The organism is Lysinibacillus sp. IITD104, assembly GCF_036698265.2.
Lineage (GTDB): Bacteria > Bacillota > Bacilli > Bacillales_A > Planococcaceae > Lysinibacillus > Lysinibacillus boronitolerans.
In genome coordinates, this window is sequence record NZ_JBAHYH020000001.1 from 2,447,707 (window position 1) to 2,464,753 (window position 17,047).

A 17,047-nucleotide genomic window follows, 5' to 3' on the forward strand; every position below is an offset into this window, starting at 1 on the left:
CATAGCCATGTCCGAAAACACTATTTCGTTATTCCGAAAAAACAATAGTGGTTTTCCGAAACCCGTTATTTCGGTATTCCAAATTTATCAATTATTAGCGATAATATATAGGAGATTAAGATCATAAGCAAATTCGAGGTTTCACAATGAAAAAATGGACATATTGTATTTTTCTTACTTATTTAATACTTGGAATTTATGTATTAGGTATTACCATCAAAACACCCTTTATTAGTCTCACTCTTGATACGACAAACGGTCAGCCTGTTATTATGGACAGCTATTACCCGCAATGGGCAGAGCAAAAAAATATTGAAAAAGGAGATGTGATTGTGGCTATCGATGGGCAGCCAGCCATGGAGAATCGCTACGTTCAGCTACAAATGGTCGTTAGAAGTGCTAATTCATTAACGATTCAAAAGGCCGATAAAAGCATCCATAGCATTGCTGTCAAGCATCGAGATATGCCAGAAGAATTATATTTGCAAATTTTGTTCCCAATCTTTTATTTTCTCCTAGCTTTTGGTGTCGCACTTTATGTGTGTCGACGCAATCAAAATAATCTTTCAACGTTTTTATTGATCCTATTTTTATTAACCTGCTCGATGGCCTATATCAGTACTGGCGCATCAGCAAGAGGAAATATGATCGGAATGTTTGTCATTGGCATTTGTATTATTTTATGTCTGGTTCTCTTTATTCACTTTTTACAACACTTTTTCAAGTACCTACAAATTAAGTGGACCTACCCTCACAGCAAATGGCTGTACTTATTAATACTGTTCATCCCTGGCTGTTATCTAATGGAGGAAGTTGAGCCATCATTACGTGAGTTCACACCTATATTGAACCTAAGTTTATTTGCTGTCCTGGTAGTCTATGCAATTTATATTTTATTAACGAGTTATTTACGCACAAAATTGGCGAAAATTCGTTTAATTGCGCTTGCCTTTATCGTGCCGTTTTTACCCTTTTTATTATTCTTCGTTACACCTGAAATATTAGGACATAAGCCGATATTACACGCTGAAATCGCCGCATTGTTTTTATTATTTATTCCGTTCTCTTTTCTGTTCATTCAGGTGAACGAACGATTATTCGATATTGAATATCAATTATCACGATTACGCTATTATTCAACATTAGCCTTTTTTAGTGCGCTTCTATTAACAGCAGGAATTGCCCTGTTATTTATGGGGCAGCTATCCATCGTCCATGTCACAAGTATTTTTTTACTTGTCTTTATGGTGATCATTGCGAGCTTCTATATAAAAGAACGCATTGATTTTAAGTATCGGAAAATTATCTTCTCCTCTACTGGAAATTATGTACATAATTTATATGCAGCCGTTCAGCGCATGGGCAAAGCAAAAAACCAACAAGAATTATTGGATCGTTTTAAATATGAAATCACCGAGAAGCTTGGAACAACTGCGTTTCATATCCGTACAATAACAGACGATTCTCCACAGCATGTAAGCCACTATCCCCAATTATTGCTACATGATGCTGGTGAGGAAAAGATCATGTTAGAAATACGCCATGCGCTGCAAAAGGAAGAACTACTTTGGTTAGAATTGCTTGCTCTGTATGTGTCGATGTTTATCAATAACTTACGGCAAATTGAGGATTTAGTACGTGAAATTCAGCATATAAAAAATACCAGTGATACACCGCTTCCTTGGCTCGATAAATTGCTATGGAACATTATTGAGAAAGAAAAGAGCATTTTAGCACAGGAATTACATGATACCATTTTGCAGGAGCAGCTTCATTTAGCCAGAGAGCTTGATGTTCTTGCAGGCTCTCCTACTATTCAAAAGGAAACCGTGCTAGCTATACGCGAGCAGCTATTAAATGCAACGAAGGACTTACGAGAATATTGTGAGAACTTAAGTCCCCCACTATTGGATACCTTTGGTTTACAAATGGCATTAAAAAAACTCATTCAAAAGGTAAAAATAAGGGCTGATTTTTTATTAAGCGCACAAATTGATCGTGTAGAATTTCAGGATGTCACCCTGCATCTCGTTGTCTATCGTCTCGTTCAGGAGCTGTTAAATAATGCAATCAAGCATGCCGAAGCAACAGAGGTTTCGCTTCAATTACAAGCAATCCCTCAAGGCTTTATCCTTCGATACGATGATAACGGCATAGGCTGCGATATTGACGATTTAATACAGTCCTCTGCATCAATGGGCGTTAATGGCATTCGTGAACGTGTCCGTGCTTTTAATGGTGACATTACCATTCAATCGAGCCTTAACGAGGGCATGCATATTTATATACAAATACAAGAGGACGGGGATTCATATGATGAACATACTTATTATAGATGACCATCCTGTCGTTTTAGATGGTACGAAAACATTGTTGCAGGATTTAGCCAATGTTCACATCGAAACAGAGCAGGATAGCGCGGCCGTTTTATCAAGAATGGATACAGATACCTTTCAGTTATTTCTCATTGATATCAATATGAAGCCAATCAACGGCATTCAACTATCAGAGATGATTAAGAAAAAACAACCAGATGCACTGATCATTCTTTATACAGGCTACGAACTTTCCGATTATTATGAGCTATTGATTGAGAAAAAAATTGACGGCCTATTATCGAAGCTAGCGACAAAGGAGCAAGTGATCCAAACCATTCAAGCAGCCATAAGAGGTGAGATTTTACTTGCAGCCGATTTCTTAGACTTTGTTCAGCAACGCACTAATCTGCCGAATGTGCAACAGGAGGTTCTTCTGAGCGACAAGGAACAGGAAATTCTACAGCTCGTTGCCCAAGGCTGTACAAATAAAGCCATCGCCTCTGCAATAGGTGTCACCCAGCGTACGGTGGAGAACTATTTATCCAAGCTATTCGTCAAGCTGAATGTAGAATCGCGGGCAGAGGCTGTCATCGTTGCTAAGGAAAAAGCATGGATTAATTAATAAGGAAATAGCGTTTCTTTACTATTAGATTACAAATGTAAATTTTTCCTTACTAAAAACGGAATTTACTGGATATACAAACAATTCTGTACTATAATAAGGGTAATAATTACATTACTTCATTGCTATGATTAAAACGCGTATTCAAAAGTAATACGAGCTTTTGAATACGTTTTTTATATGTGATAGAAGCAATTGATTGTTGAATTTTTTTGGGAGGGTGTTTACATGACACAAGGTACAGTAAAATGGTTTAACGCAGAAAAAGGTTTTGGCTTCATCGCAGTTGAAGGTGGCAATGATGTATTCGTACATTTCTCAGCTATCCAATCTGATGGCTTCAAAACTTTAGAAGAGGGCCAAAAAGTTGAATTCGGCGTAGAAGAAGGCAGCCGCGGACCTCAAGCAACGAATGTAGTGAAACTATAATCTTCACTTAACATAGACGTGCATAGAAAAAGAGACATCCATTTACGGATGTCTCTTTTTCCTGTTGCGTAGGTAGTCCCCCGTATTATCCATCACATTTTAACTAATATAAATGAATTTGATAATACTTTTTAGGGCGTCCACGCGTGGTAGACGTGTTGCTTGGTAATTCGTGTGCTAAGTTTTTTTCATGGAGCTGCTTTAAAATGCGATTTGCAGAGCGTACAGTAATGCCGAGATGTGTGCTGAGCAGTTCCCCACTGACGATGGTTGTCGTTAGTTTTTCCAGCATCGCTTCAATTTTTTGTAATTGTAATAAGGGAATATCATATGTCGTACTTAAATTTTTTAAGTGCTGTTGTTTTTCATCGTCAAACTGTAGCATCGTTCCATATAATAAAGGCCCGATTTCTCGTGTATTTTCAATAATGTATCCCTGTGTTTCCTTTGAAGAGCAGAGGGTTGCGGCTTTTTTCGCAAACTCCTGACTTTCAATTAGAGAGTCACCTATTCCCCAGCCTATTCTGACAGGAAACGATAGCTTCTCATTTAAAAAATCAACTAGGTGACAATGTGAATAACGATTCGTTGTACTTAAAAATTGCTTATAGGTCGTGATAATTGCAATAAAGGATGCCTCACGATGGACAATAAATGAGCTAGCATACAGTTGTTTGAAGTCTAATATAGTTTTATATAAGGCAATTTGCCGATATTCTAGGTCTTCTATATTCGATTTATCTATCGGAATTAAAATATGCACTACCACTACTTTATTTTGGTTAAGCTGTTGAATTTGCAGTTGATTGAGAAAATGATCTAATGTTAATTGCATGGCATATTGAGACGGGTAAAAAGCGATAAACGGTATATTTTGATCAGCTAAGCGCTCACGTATTTCTGCAATGCGGGTAAAGCTCAAATCAACCTTGTTTTCGTTATGCAATTGTATGTGCCATTCAGCAGCTTTGTCGATAATATCACTACTTGCATACTCGCTCATCGTTTGGCTAAAAAGATAAGGTTTTTTTCCAATCGACCATTCATGAATACCCAAATAGCCGTTTTCTTCATAACAAAAGTCGATGGCAATGCGATTCATAGCAATCTTTTTCTCATAAAAAAGCTCTGTAACGGTACGGTAAAAATCCCGCTCTGAAATATCAAAATAATGCATGGGTACCGTTGCTTCTTGAAAATGCTTTTGCGCATAGAAATAGGGAATTTGACCGCTAAAAAGCGCCCCATCTCCCCCTTCCAGATACTTTTCCAAAAGCTCATTTAAATGTTCAAAATCAGTATAAGCATAGTAATGAAATTCACAAAAAGAGGGTTTAATTTTTTCAAGCTGTTGAACCCATGAAAGTGAGCGTTTTGCGGTAAAAACATTAATTTTATACATACATATAGCTCCTTAATAAAAAATAAATATTGAAAATAGTCAGAAAATATGGTTTCTTTGTATAAAGGACATAGATTTTCGATGTCTTAAAATAGAGACATTGGATTTTTAAAGGTTAAGTCTAATAAAGTATAAAAGGAGATGAAATTTATGCAAGGGAATTCACAAACAATTAAGAAAAAATCTTGGATTGACAACATGTTAGATAAAATCGAGCGTGCAGGTAATAAGCTACCAGACCCTATCACGTTATTTATTATTCTAGCAGGTGTAGTACTAGTTTTATCATGGGTTTTATCCATGCTCGGTATTTCAGCAGTTCAACCTGGGACAGAAGATGTCATTCAGGTAAAAAATCTGCTAAGTCAAGAAGGGCTTATCTTAATTTTAACGCAGATGGTTTCAACATTTACAGGCTTCGCTCCATTAGGGCTAGTAATCGTGACAATGATTGGTATTGGTTTAGCTGAGCAAACAGGTTTAATTTCAGCTGTCATGAAGAAAATTGTGATGTCAGCTCCTACAAAATTAATTGTACCTTTTATCATTTTTACAGGTTTAGTTGGTAACTTAGCTGCTGATGCGGCATTTATCATTTTACCACCAATTGCAGCCATGATTTTTATGAGTATTGGTCGAAATCCATTAGCAGGCTTAATTATTACATATGCAGCTGTAGCTGGGGGCTTCAGTGCGAACATATTAATTAGCTCTCTAGATGTATTATTATTAGGGATTACAGAATCAGCAGCACAAATAGCAGACCCCGCGTACACTGGTCGTGCAACGATGAACTACTATTTCTTAATTGCTTCGACGTTTTTATTAGTCATTATAGGTACATGGGTTGCAAAGAAGTTTACAGAGCCTCGCTTTGGTTCGTTTCATGGTGAAATTGAAAAGCTAGAGCCATTGACAGCTTTAGAGAAGAGAGGTTTAAAGTGGGCTGGAATCGTAACGCTTGTTTATATTCTTGTCATTGCTTTTACAGTCATACCGTCGAACGGTCTTTTACGTGATCCTGCAACAGGTGGCTTTTTAAACTCACCTTTCATGGCAGGCATTGTACCCATCATGCTATTCTTCTTCCTCTTACCTGGTCTTGCCTATGGTATTGCAGCCAAGGAAGTTAAAAACGATAAGGAAGTTGCAGAGAAAATTTTTAAATCCATTGCAGATATGGCACCATTTATTGTATTAGCGTTTGCCGCTTCACAAATGATTGCCTTTTTCAACTGGAGCAATATTGGTTCTATTTTAGCCATTAAAGGTGCGGAGCTTTTACAAGCATTGAATTTTACAGGTTTACCAATGATGATAGGATTTGTTTTAATTTGTGCCTTTGTCAACCTATTAATCGCCAGTGCTTCTGCAAAATGGGCTTTACTTGCACCAATTTTCGTACCAATGTTCTTATATTTAGGCTATTCCCCAGCGGTTACACAAATGGCCTATCGTGTAGGGGATTCGATTACAAATCCAATTACCCCTATGTTACCGTATTTCGCGATTTTACTATCTTTTGCAAAGCGCTATGATAAAAATATCGGCATTGGGACGCTTATCTCTTCTTTATTACCGTTCTCGGTGTTTTTCGCAATCGGTTGGATTATCCTCTTCGCCATTTGGTTCCTTCTAGGTTTACCACTTGGTCCTGGAGATTATATTTACTTAAAATAAGGAGTGTTAGTGAATGACAACATTACAACAACAGTTAGCAGATTTATTAAAGCACTATGAAGAAGAGACGATACAGCTTCGTCGTCATTTCCATGAAAATCCTGAGCTTTCCTTTGAAGAAGTAGAAACGCCGAAAACAATTGCTGCCTTTCATCGCGCATTAGGTCATGAGGTTCGTGAAGGTGTAGGTGGCAATGGAGTTGTGGCAAAGCTCGTTGGTGGGAAACCAGGTAAAACAGTAGCGTTACGTGCAGATTTTGACGCTTTAGCCATTACAGAAGAAACCGGCTTACCTTTCCAGTCGAAAATTAAAGGGCGTATGCATGCTTGCGGCCATGATGGACACACAGCTTCCCTCTTAATCTTAGCGAAGGCATTCAACCAAATGAAGGATGACCTAGAAGGAACAATTGTCTTTATCCATCAACATGCTGAGGAGCTTGCCCCAGGTGGAGCTATTTCGATGATTAGGGATGGTTGCTTAGAAGGTGTAGATGTGATTTTCGGTACACATTTATGGGCACCAACTGATCTTGGCAAAGTGCAAACAGCTAAAGGACCCTTAATGGCTGCAGCAGATGGTATCTATATTACAATCAAAGGTAAAGGTGGTCACGGTTCAAACCCAAGTGACACCAAGGATTCCATTGTCCTTGCAGCACAATTTATTACGAACTTACAGCAGCTCGTCGCACGTCGCATCAACCCATTACGTCCAGCAGTAGTATCAATTGGGCATATTGAGGCATTAAATCCATTCAACGTCATTGCTGATCAAGTGTACATGAAGGGTACGGTGCGCACTTTTCACGAGGAGGAGCGTAGTTTGCTAGAGCATGAAATCGAAGAGCTCTTAAAGGCAACTTGTTATTTGACAAAAGCAGACTATGAATATGAGTATGTGCGAGGCTATCCACCTGTTGTGAACCATGAAGCAGAGACCGAGCATATAATGGCGTCCGCAGAAAAAATTGCAGATGTTGAGACTGTTGAAATAGTTGATCCGAATATGGGCGGCGAGGACTTTGCCTATTTCTTAGAGGAAATCCCCGGTGCGTTTTTCTTCACAGGGGCAAAAAATCCCCAATGGGAGGAAGTCTATCCACACCATCATCCGAAATTCGACATCGACGAGCGCTCATTACGAATCGCAGCCAACGTTTTAGGCCAAGCAACGCTAGACTATTTCGCAAAGAATAATTAAAAAAGAGCATTACGAAGTGCTAAATGCATTTCGTAATGCTTTTTTCGGTTGATTAGTTAATAAGAAGAAAAGGCTAAGAGGTTCTCTCACTCGTTGGTGCGATTCATCAGTCACTTTTCACTTATTTTAGAGCGGCTTCCTTGCTGGATTGAGCACATTCCTCACACTTTGGAGCGGGTTCCTGACTAGTTTGAGCGCCCTCTCCTCGCTTTAGAGCGGGTCCCTCACTCAGGATCACTTTGGAGTCACGAATCCCCCACCTTTAGCTAGGCATAGGAATGTAAGCCCGCAATAACTAGATTGACAAATACTTGGTTGAACACAATAATGCCGAAGCCGATAATGGCCAACCAGGCTGTTTTTTCTCCTTCCCAGCCTTTGGATAGTCGGAAATGGAGGAAGGCTGCGTAGAATAAAAAGGTAATTAATGCCCACACCTCTTTCGGGTCCCAGCCCCAATAGCGACTCCAGGCAATTTGCGCCCAAATCATGGCGAATAGTAGGCCACCTAATGCAAATAATGGAAATCCAATAACAACAGCACGATAGGATATTTCATCCATTAATTGTGGCTGTACACGGCTTGTCCATGGCTTTAACAAGGCACTGATTGATTTTCTTGTAATGAATCGAATGACACCATATAAAATAGTACCTACGATAAATGCCCAGACAATCGAATTTAATTTCTTGGCATCTATTTTATTTGTGATTTCGACTACACCGATTGCGTCACCCTTCTCGGTGACGGCTCCTTTACTTACAATCAGGGGCTTCATGACGTAAGTGGCTTTTTCTTGCTGTCCCTGTGCATTATCGAATTGTACCTGCACCTCTTCTGTGGCAAGGCTGAAAAAAGTCGATACGCCAATAAAGCCAATGACAACCACCAAACAATACAACACAAACTCAAGCCCGTATGTACTGATAGATTTTTTTGAAACATCCAGCGTTCTTAATAAATATATTAAGCCTGTGGCAAAGGACACGGATAAAATGGCACTAGAAAAGGCCACTGTCATGACATGAATCGTTAACCAGTGACTTTGCAGTGATGGAACAAGCGGCGATACTTCCTTTGCGAAAACGCTTCCATAACCAAGGATAATTAGGGACACAGGAATAGTAAATAAGCCAACCACGATTTGCTTATATAAGAAATGAATAATTAAGTAACTTCCTGTAAGCATGATGCCAAAGAACGTCATAAACTCATACATATTACTGACAGGTGCATGGTCAACCGCCACCCATCTGACAACAAAGTACACGAGCTGTAAAGCAAAGGCTATATAAGTGAAGAGTAATCCTAGCTTACCGAATATTTTCCTCTTCGATTTGACTGCTAGCCCTAATGGCACAATCGCAATGAGTAGTAGAATAAAGGCAATAAATAAGGCATTGCTACTAATGGATAATAAACTTTCTTGATTCAATAGAATCCCTCCAACGTCTCTTTTTCGGAATAAGCTTCCAAATACTAAGAACGTTATAGCGGGTAAGAGGTGCCATGTTTTCCCTTTAAATATTTTTATTTTTTCGAATTGTTACATTTTTATGACATGGAAATGATGATGGGGATAAGGAAGTGCTAATCATGATGTAGAAGACTATAAAAAACCCATTAAGTGGAAAATTACTTTATCTAAAAATGGTATGCCTCTATCTACATCTTACAAAAAATTGTAATAAAAGTCTATTTCTTTTCATCTATACATGGGACAATAATGATGCGCACAAATAACATAACGTTATGTTTCATAAACTGGAGGCTTTTAATGAAACAAAATATTTATGATAATCCGATATTTTTTCATCACTACAAGACATTGAGACAAAAAGCATCTAATTATAACCATCTTTTGGAGCAGCCCACGATGAAGGCTTTACTTCCACCTTTGACAAATTTACAGATACTCGATATTGGCTGTGGTATGGGAGATTTCGCCAAGTATTGTATCGACCATCAAGCCAAGCATGTAACCGCATTAGATGTTTCGAAGAATATGCTGTCCATCGCCAAACAGGAGCATGCCCACCAACAAATTGACTATCAGCTACAGGCAATAGAGGATTATGAAGCCCCTACGGATAGCTTTGATTGTATAACCAGCTCCCTATCTCTCCATTATGTCAAAGATTTCGATGCGATCATTGGTCAAATTGCTCGTATGCTACGTCCTAATGGTGTATTTATTTTCTCTGTGGAGCATCCTATTGCTACAGCTCGTCATACAATGGATGATAATTGGGTATATGATGACAATCATCACCGTTTGCACTATGCTGTGGATCATTATCAGGATGAAGGCTCGCGTGAGCAAACATGGTTGGTGGAGGGTGTTGTCAAATATCATCGCACCATAGCGACACTGGTCAATACATTGATTGCCCATGGGTTAACGATTGATAAAATCGTAGAACCAATTCCAACCCAAGAAGCTATTCAACAGCTTCCTTCTATTGAAAAGGAACTACGCAGGCCATCCTTTTTATTCATCAAAGCAAAAAAATAAACGAAAGCCTCACCCTACTTCCGTGGTGAGGCTTGTTTCATATAAATAATTTCTGGGTCTCCCTCATCCAAGTTGTCGATAAAACCGCTTTTGACAAAGCCTAGGTTATGAAAAAGCTGGTGCATACGCCTATTGGATTGATTTGTAGAGGAGAAAACCTTTGCTGTCTGAGCACTTTGGATATAAGCGGTCATTAAGGCAGATGCGATCCCCTTTCTACGCTCGGACGGCTTGACAATAACTAAGGAAATAAAGCTATAACCAAAAAAGTCATTGCTAAATAGCAGAAAACCCCCAATGGTATCGGCGGATTGGTAGAGCAAACAGCGTTTCTCTTTGATAGCCTGCTGAATTTCTTCCGCTCTGGATGAATCTCCAATCACTTCTTGATCGATTGTACAAAGTGCTTGTAAATGCTCTATTCTTGCTTCGATTATATGATGGCTCAATTTTCAACCTCCTTCATATAATAGCTCATCACCTTTAGCTCTTCTCGAAGTCCCATTGCCTGTCTGCCTTCATCGACAAAGCCACATCGCTTATAAAGTTCTTGAGCCGCTCTATTTGGCACATTGACCCCAAGCACCAGCTCAGTGATATGTGGGAAATGCTTGCGAACAAAGTCAGGCAATAATTGGAGTGCTGTCTTGGCATAGCCTTTGCCCTGCTCATAAAAATCAGTGGAAAAGGAACGGATTAATAGCGCCTGTTCATTGGAGGAGTAAGGCGTCACCCCTTCTTTTTCATGTAAGACAAAGAACGTGACTAGCTTGTTGCCGTCCATTGCTAAAATGGCGTGCCTACTATTATCCTGCTTAGCAAGTGCAATGCTTTCCTTTGGAGACTTTGTATAGCGTAGCTGCTCTTCTGTTAACGTGTATTGTTCTACTAAATTTTGTGCTTTGTCCTCATAGAACATGAGCTGCATAGTCACTCAAATTCCTCCTCGTATATAGCGGTAAATTCATAGTCCCCCTCTATAAGTTGCTGTAAATAATCCTCAAACGAAGCGGCAATCACCTCAAAGCTATCAGGATCATGCACATAACGAACCACCTGACCAACTTGCCCCGCTTCATTTGGCGTAAAATCAATATATAAGCTTGATGTGCCACCATTATTCATACAATCCGCAAAGCATAGCCGGTCATTTAACGGGACATGCATATTAATCTTTTCATCTACTTCAACATACGCTAAAAATTCCTGATAGCGTTCATAAATCGTTTCACGTTGGTCATGGTAATCTTTCACGATTTGCTCCACCGATTTAAGATAATACGGGTAATCCCCTAAATCAGAGCCCAGCACTAGAACACATATCGTTTCTTGCCCATGCTGACAATAATATGTACCATTGACATCCTGTAATAGCTCAATCAAAGCTTGCGGGCACTTCGGAAATACTTCTAACAAGGCCTGAATTTGTGCATCTGAAGCACCAAAAGCCTGTTGTAATTGTTGCTGCTCTTCTTGTGGTAAGTATTGTAATAAATTCGCGAAGTAAGGTGTGCGCATCTTAATCCCTCTCTCTCTTTAACTATGACATATTTTAACATAATTTCTTCCATTCTCTTCGTCCTTCATGCTACTATGGTAGTATTCACAAAAAAGGGGTGGGTTTATGAGTGTGAAAGATGCAGTAGACGTGAAAGTATTACGAACAATCGTAGGGTTGTAACGCTACTTGCAGCCCTTAAACAAGGGAGAATACAATAATGGAACACTATTTGAAAACATTTTTAACAGGTCAATCGATCACTTTACAGCAAATGACTGCTACTGACCTAGAGGCTTTTATAGCAATCGAAAGCGAAATCACCTCTTTGCTACTTGCTAATGATGAAATTCCCTTTCCACAAACTATAGAGGATCACACCGCATTCTTTAACAGTATCAGTGGGAAGAAGGAGGAATACATTTTTGGCATCTATGAAAAAACGTCACATCAGCTGATAGGCTCCTGTGGTGTTTATGCAGTGAATTGGCAAAATAGCACTTGCTCTGTGGGCATATCAATTGGGAAAGAGTGGCACGGCAAGGGCTATGGCACGGATGCAATGAAAACGCTCATTGATTTTATATTCCAATATATCGCTGTTCAGAAAATCAAGCTTCAGGTTTTTAGCTTTAACCCAGCAGCTATCCGCTCCTATGAAAAATGTGGTTTCACAAAAGAAGGCATTTTACGCCAAGAAATTTTCCGCTTCGGTACATTCCATGACGTGGTATTATTTGGCCTCTTACGCTCCGAATGGGAGAGGAATTAATAGAATAGCACAAGAGAGATACTATGATTGCTGTAGTATCTCTTTTTTTGTTCAGTCCTCTTGCCACACGCGTGTTACTTCCTGTAAGGATAGACCTTGAAAGGCTAATCGATAGATATCTGGCATACTTAACGTTTGCCAAAATGCATAATCGTACTGGGCATCAAAATATTGCATCATCAATGCCATGATATTGCCATGTGTACCGATAACGACAGACTCCTCTGGATGAGTAAGAAGGATGTTGCGCAAACTTGGAATAGCGCGAGCCGTCGCCTGTTGATTGGACTCTCCACCCGCCCATGCAAAGCTTGGCTCATGCCACACCCGTAGAACTGCTGCATGAAAATCCTCCAGCTTCCCAGTAGAAAGCTGTCGCTCTTTTAAGCCATCTATCGTTTGGACGGGTAAGTGACGAGCCTGTGCAATCCCCTCCACTGTTTGAATGGCTCTTCGATAGGGGCTAGCATAAACCGCATCGATTCGTTGATGCTTCAAAAGATTTGTAACACGCTCTGTATCCCTTTGTCCCTGAGCAGATAGTGGACGATGATATTCATCCTCTGAATAATGGGCATGTGCGTGTCTAATAAAATAAATTTCAGTCATCTGCTTCTCCTCTTTGATCTTTAGCTAAATGAACCTTCCAAATCCCCTCTTGCTGTTGCAGGGCGTATGTTTTTATGTAGCGCTGACTCCCAACGGAAATTTCCAGTTGAACGACCTGTAAATCAGGGGTGCTCGATTCATTAATCACTATTCGATCATAAAATCTATACATGAAATAGGTAACAAGCAAATCACCTGCAAGTGAATCCGTATAGTATTGCTCAAACAATTCTTTTGTGGGGAATGCATCATTGCTGTAAGTAATCGCATACAATGCATCCATACGAGGTTCCTCCACTAAATCAAACATAATTAGCAGCATTTCCTCTGGCGAAAAGGTCTGCAAATGACGAATTTCTCCATCGTTTAAAAATGCTTGATAGGCCTCTCTTTTTTCAAAAGATAGATCCGCTACATAGCTAAATCCAGTGGATGTGGATGTCGTATCCATGTCATACACAATGGTCGGTTCCTGTAAGGGCTCCTCCCTTTCACATGCCGTTAGCAAACTTAAAAAAGCAATGATTGAAACCAGTTTTTTCATCATGCGCTTCATCACCTCATCTTTCATCCATTATTCCATCAATTTCAAAAATTCTCAACATTTCACCATAGACAATGAAATGTCCCCATTTCTAAACAACAAAAAAGGGAATTTGCTAAAATGTGACAAGATATGAATGCCATGCTTAATTATCGAAAAATTCAATCTATAATCACAACTTTTTCCTTAGTATAAAAGACTTAACACTTCTCTTTTTTCCCCTTAATATTTTCTAAAACTAAGAAAGTGAATAACCCTATCCAGCGCATGAATAGGGTTTTAAGTCATGGATTAAATTCAATAAAAGGGAAATTTAACAGTATTTTTTATCTATAATCATCAAATATTTTTAATCAAGCTTATTAGGATGAAGTACCTTATCTATGACTAAATTACGAATTTGAGAAACGATACACAATATGACATTTTTTTTAATATAAGTGATATACAATGAAAAAGTTGAATCGAGGTCATAGAAATTTATTTCAAGAATATGGATAAAAAATTAGGAGGAAAATATCTTGGTTAACTTATTACTTAAACAATTCTTGAAGGCGGAAATTGAGATCAAACGAAGAATTATGTATAAAAAAGCAAAGGATCTTGGTTTCACCCACCCTATTGTAGTAGATTACAGTCAAGAATTGGATGTCTTACTTAATAGATATTTAAAGCAAGCACAAGCTTCCTAATCATAACGAGGCATATAATAGAAGAAAGAATAGATATGATAAAGCCAGGCCATGTTTTATTGGCTGGTTTTATCGGGGATGATACATGCATTCACCTAGCCATTTCTCAAAATGTATAGAGAATGAAAAAGTAGGCGATGTTTTTGATAAGAAAACATTTGGAGGTTGAATGATGCACGTATTCATCTTAACTTTTATGGTTGTTTCCAAAATATTATTGCCACCTCAACATTCAGTAGACCATACAACACCCACACTTTGCACACCAACTGAAATAAATACACTATATCAATACCCAAACAACCAATTTCAATCGTTTCGTGATGAGGACAAATTTTATCAGCAGCTTAATCGTGCGATTTATGAGGAATATGCCAATGCTTCATTGAATATTCGTCAAAAGATGGCTTTTAAAGATGTAGCAAATGCGACAAAACGTTTTTATTTACAAACAGATGGTAAACAGGAAACAATAGACCTCTCTCAACATACTTTTATTCATCCCAATCGACAAGTTTATTTTTTAGCATCCTTTCAGCACAATACCGATGAATCCTATCGCAAATTTCTTGTCATCGACGCTGAAACAGAAGAAGTAATACTGGGACATTCGCTTTTTCAAGAAAGTTCCAAGCACCTTTAATTCATTGTATGCACACCATGTAGATTCTAGTAGTCATTTCAAAAAAATAGAAGTAAAAATTTTTTAACAATTGAAAAGCTTGCGATGAATGACGAATATTCATCGCAAGCTTTCTTTACTTGAATTAAGTTAAACTTTTTTGTTGAATGGCTGCTGTGATTTCTTCTATTAATTGCTGTAGTGACTTATTAGTAGAGTTTTGCTGACCATGTCTACGAACAGCTATAGTTTGGCTGGCAACCTCACGATCCCCGATAACCACAATATAGGGTATTTTTTGTAATTGGGCTTCACGTATCTTTTTACCGAGCTTTTCTTGGCGATCATCGAATTGCACACGGATTTGTGCCTGTTGTAAAGCTTCAACAACTTGCTTGGCATAGCCTTGATGTGCCTCTGCTACCCCAATAACTTGCACTTGCTGTGGTGCCAGCCAAGTTGGGAATGCGCCGCCAAAATGCTCGATTAAAATACCTAAGAAGCGATCAATTGAGCCAAACACTGCACGATGAATGACAACAGGTCTCACCCTTTCGTTGTGTTCATTAATATATGTTAAATCAAATTTCTCTGGTAGCTGGAAATCAAGCTGAACCGTTGCACATTGATGACTGCGCTGAATTGCATCTTTAATATGGATGTCAATTTTCGGTCCATAGAAAGCCCCGTCCCCTGCATTAATTGTATAGGCAATACCTAAATTGTTTAGGACATTTTCAAGTGCTGCTTCTGCTTGATCCCACAGTGCCAAATCACCCATATAATCATCTGGTCGTGTCGATAATTCAATCGTATATGCAAATCCAAAGACGTTGTACACTTCATCTATAATCTTTAAGGCCAGCGCAATTTCATCCTCAATTTGCTGTGGTGTTGCAAAAATATGGGCATCATCCTGACAAAAAGTTCGTACACGTAATAGACCATTCAAGGCACCACTAAATTCATGTCGATGCACTTGCCCAAATTCCGCCATACGTATTGGTAAATCCCGATAGGAATGTAAGGCATTTTTGAAAATCAGCATATGCCCTGGACAGTTCATCGGCTTTAAGGCAAAGCTTTGGTCATCCACCTGTGTGAAATACATATTGTCCTTATAATGATCCCAGTGGCCCGATTGCTCCCATAGGCGTTGGTTCATCATGAGTGGTGTCCGTACTTCTCTATAGTCATATTTCGCTTGTAAATGTCGCAAGTACGATTCCAGTTCATTACGTAATATTTGACCGTTTGCTAAATAGAAGGGCATGCCAGGTGCTTCCTCTGAAAACATAAATAACGACAGCTCTTTTCCCAGCTTGCGATGATTCCGCTTTTCTGCTTCCTCCAAAAAGACAAAATGATCGTGAAGTTCTTCCTTTGTCGCAAAGGCAACGCCATAAATACGTTGAAGCATTTGATTATTGCTATCACCTCGCCAGTAAGCGCCCGACACATGCATTAATTTAAAATGCTGTAACTTGCCTGTAGACGGGACATGTGGACCACGACATAAATCGTAAAACTCCCCCTGCTCATATATCGTAACAAGCTCATTAGCAGGTATGGCCTCTAACAGCTCTAGCTTTAACGCATCATGGGCGAATAATTGCTTCGCTGCTTCACGTGAAACCTCACGTCTATGAATCGGAATATTTTCCTGTACAATTTGTTTCATTTTCTTTTCAATTTCCTGCAAATCACTCGGTGTCAGTGTATCAGCAATATCTATATCATAATAAAAGCCATTTTCAATGACTGGTCCTACTCCAAATTGTGCATGTGGATAAAGTCGTTTAATTGCCTGAGCTAATAAATGGGCTGTAGAATGGCGAATGACCTCGATCCCTTCCTTTGAGCTTGCATCGTACAATGTAATTTGTGCATCTTCCATAATCGGGCGCGTCAAATCAATGATGGTTCCGTTAACACTCCCTGCGACTGCCTTTTTGCGAAGCGCTGGACGAATCGCTTGTGCAATATCGGTTAGTGTCACACCTTTTGGAAATGCTTGCTGTTGACCATCTGGAAATTGAATGTGAATACGTTGATTTGACATGTTCTCTACTCCTTTTTTAGTAATAAAATCAATTACACCTCAGCATAATTGTGTAGATAAAAAAACACATATCCGTC

General features: G+C 39.0%; 17 protein-coding genes. 9 read left to right on the plus strand and 8 right to left on the minus strand.

The features are described 5' to 3' along the window. Positions 1-146: 146 nt before the first annotated feature. The 3 genes from V1L66_RS12405 (at position 147) to V1L66_RS12415 (ending at position 3,369) form a co-directional block, all read left to right on the plus strand. Positions 147-2,339 carry an ATP-binding protein gene (locus V1L66_RS12405; RefSeq protein WP_333006293.1) on the plus strand — a complete coding sequence of 731 codons (2,193 nt, stop codon included), beginning with the start codon at positions 147-149 and terminating at the stop codon, positions 2,337-2,339. Further along, a complete protein-coding gene (locus tag V1L66_RS12410; RefSeq protein WP_036080687.1) occupies positions 2,314-2,940 on the plus strand; it encodes a response regulator transcription factor in 627 nt (208 codons plus the stop codon). Before V1L66_RS12405 ends, V1L66_RS12410 begins: the two co-directional genes overlap by 26 nt. A 228-nt stretch (positions 2,941-3,168) precedes the next feature. Further along, a complete protein-coding gene (locus V1L66_RS12415; RefSeq protein WP_004230248.1) occupies positions 3,169-3,369 on the plus strand; it encodes a cold-shock protein in 201 nt (66 codons plus the stop codon). A gap of 103 nt (positions 3,370-3,472) precedes the next feature. Here the strand turns inward: V1L66_RS12415 and V1L66_RS12420 are convergent, their stop codons facing one another. Continuing rightward, complete coding sequence (locus V1L66_RS12420; RefSeq protein ID WP_333006292.1) at positions 3,473-4,771, minus strand: hypothetical protein; 1,299 nt, start codon at positions 4,769-4,771, stop codon at positions 3,473-3,475. 150 nt (positions 4,772-4,921) lie between these two features. On the opposite strand from V1L66_RS12420, the gene V1L66_RS12425 reads away from it, so the two are divergent. Then, positions 4,922-6,451 carry an AbgT family transporter gene (locus tag V1L66_RS12425; RefSeq protein ID WP_016993914.1) on the plus strand — a complete coding sequence of 510 codons (1,530 nt, stop codon included), beginning with the start codon at positions 4,922-4,924 and terminating at the stop codon, positions 6,449-6,451. A 13-nt stretch (positions 6,452-6,464) separates the two neighbouring features. Further along, positions 6,465-7,655, plus strand: coding sequence for an amidohydrolase (locus V1L66_RS12430; protein ID WP_258859002.1), 1,191 nt, complete (start codon positions 6,465-6,467; stop codon positions 7,653-7,655). Between the two features lie 266 nt (positions 7,656-7,921). Here V1L66_RS12430 and ccsB read toward each other — a convergent pair whose 3' ends face one another. After that, positions 7,922-9,091: a c-type cytochrome biogenesis protein CcsB gene (gene ccsB / locus V1L66_RS12435; RefSeq protein WP_333006291.1), complete on the minus strand. Its 1,170-nt coding sequence runs from the start codon at positions 9,089-9,091 to the stop codon at positions 7,922-7,924. A 342-nt stretch (positions 9,092-9,433) separates the two neighbouring features. Here ccsB and V1L66_RS12440 point away from each other — a divergent pair, with 342 nt between their 5' ends. Further along, positions 9,434-10,171 (plus strand): class I SAM-dependent methyltransferase, encoded by a 738-nt coding sequence (locus tag V1L66_RS12440; RefSeq protein ID WP_333006290.1) that lies wholly within the window; start codon positions 9,434-9,436, stop codon positions 10,169-10,171. Positions 10,172-10,185: 14 nt separating this feature from the next. Here the strand turns inward: V1L66_RS12440 and V1L66_RS12445 are convergent, their stop codons facing one another. Genes V1L66_RS12445 through V1L66_RS12455 form a run of 3 tightly spaced genes read right to left on the minus strand, consistent with a single transcriptional unit; the run spans position 10,186 to position 11,689 of the window. Then, positions 10,186-10,620, minus strand: a complete 435-nt coding sequence (locus tag V1L66_RS12445) for a GNAT family N-acetyltransferase (protein ID WP_333006289.1) — start codon at positions 10,618-10,620, stop codon at positions 10,186-10,188. Then, entirely contained in the window at positions 10,617-11,099 is a 483-nt protein-coding gene (locus tag V1L66_RS12450; RefSeq protein WP_376748015.1) for a GNAT family N-acetyltransferase, read from the minus strand. The genes V1L66_RS12445 and V1L66_RS12450 overlap by 4 nt, the downstream gene beginning before the upstream one ends. Positions 11,100-11,101: 2 nt before the next feature. Then, positions 11,102-11,689 carry an SMI1/KNR4 family protein gene (locus V1L66_RS12455; protein WP_036080705.1) on the minus strand — a complete coding sequence of 196 codons (588 nt, stop codon included), beginning with the start codon at positions 11,687-11,689 and terminating at the stop codon, positions 11,102-11,104. Between the two features lie 200 nt (positions 11,690-11,889). Between V1L66_RS12455 and V1L66_RS12460 the strand changes: the two genes are divergently transcribed. Further along, complete coding sequence (locus V1L66_RS12460) at positions 11,890-12,441, plus strand: GNAT family protein (RefSeq protein WP_333006288.1); 552 nt, start codon at positions 11,890-11,892, stop codon at positions 12,439-12,441. A 51-nt stretch (positions 12,442-12,492) separates the two neighbouring features. On the opposite strand, the gene V1L66_RS12465 is transcribed toward V1L66_RS12460, so the two are convergent. Further along, positions 12,493-13,050 (minus strand): histidine phosphatase family protein, encoded by a 558-nt coding sequence (locus tag V1L66_RS12465; protein WP_016993922.1) that lies wholly within the window; start codon positions 13,048-13,050, stop codon positions 12,493-12,495. Beyond that, on the minus strand, positions 13,043-13,597 hold the full coding sequence (locus V1L66_RS12470; RefSeq protein WP_238542905.1) for a hypothetical protein: 555 nt from the start codon (positions 13,595-13,597) through the stop codon (positions 13,043-13,045). Before V1L66_RS12470 ends, V1L66_RS12465 begins: the two co-directional genes overlap by 8 nt. 518 nt (positions 13,598-14,115) lie before the next feature. Here V1L66_RS12470 and V1L66_RS12475 point away from each other — a divergent pair. Beyond that, on the plus strand, positions 14,116-14,286 hold the full coding sequence (locus V1L66_RS12475) for an aspartyl-phosphate phosphatase Spo0E family protein (RefSeq protein ID WP_004230265.1): 171 nt from the start codon (positions 14,116-14,118) through the stop codon (positions 14,284-14,286). 172 nt (positions 14,287-14,458) lie between these two features. Beyond that, a complete protein-coding gene (locus tag V1L66_RS12480; RefSeq protein WP_016993924.1) occupies positions 14,459-14,929 on the plus strand; it encodes a hypothetical protein in 471 nt (156 codons plus the stop codon). A 124-nt stretch (positions 14,930-15,053) separates the two neighbouring features. On the opposite strand, the gene thrS is transcribed toward V1L66_RS12480, so the two are convergent. Next, the gene (thrS, locus tag V1L66_RS12485) at positions 15,054-16,970 is read right to left on the minus strand and encodes a threonine--tRNA ligase (RefSeq protein ID WP_333006287.1); all 1,917 of its coding nucleotides are present in this window, start codon (positions 16,968-16,970) and stop codon (positions 15,054-15,056) included. Between the last annotated feature and the right edge of the window lie 77 nt (positions 16,971-17,047).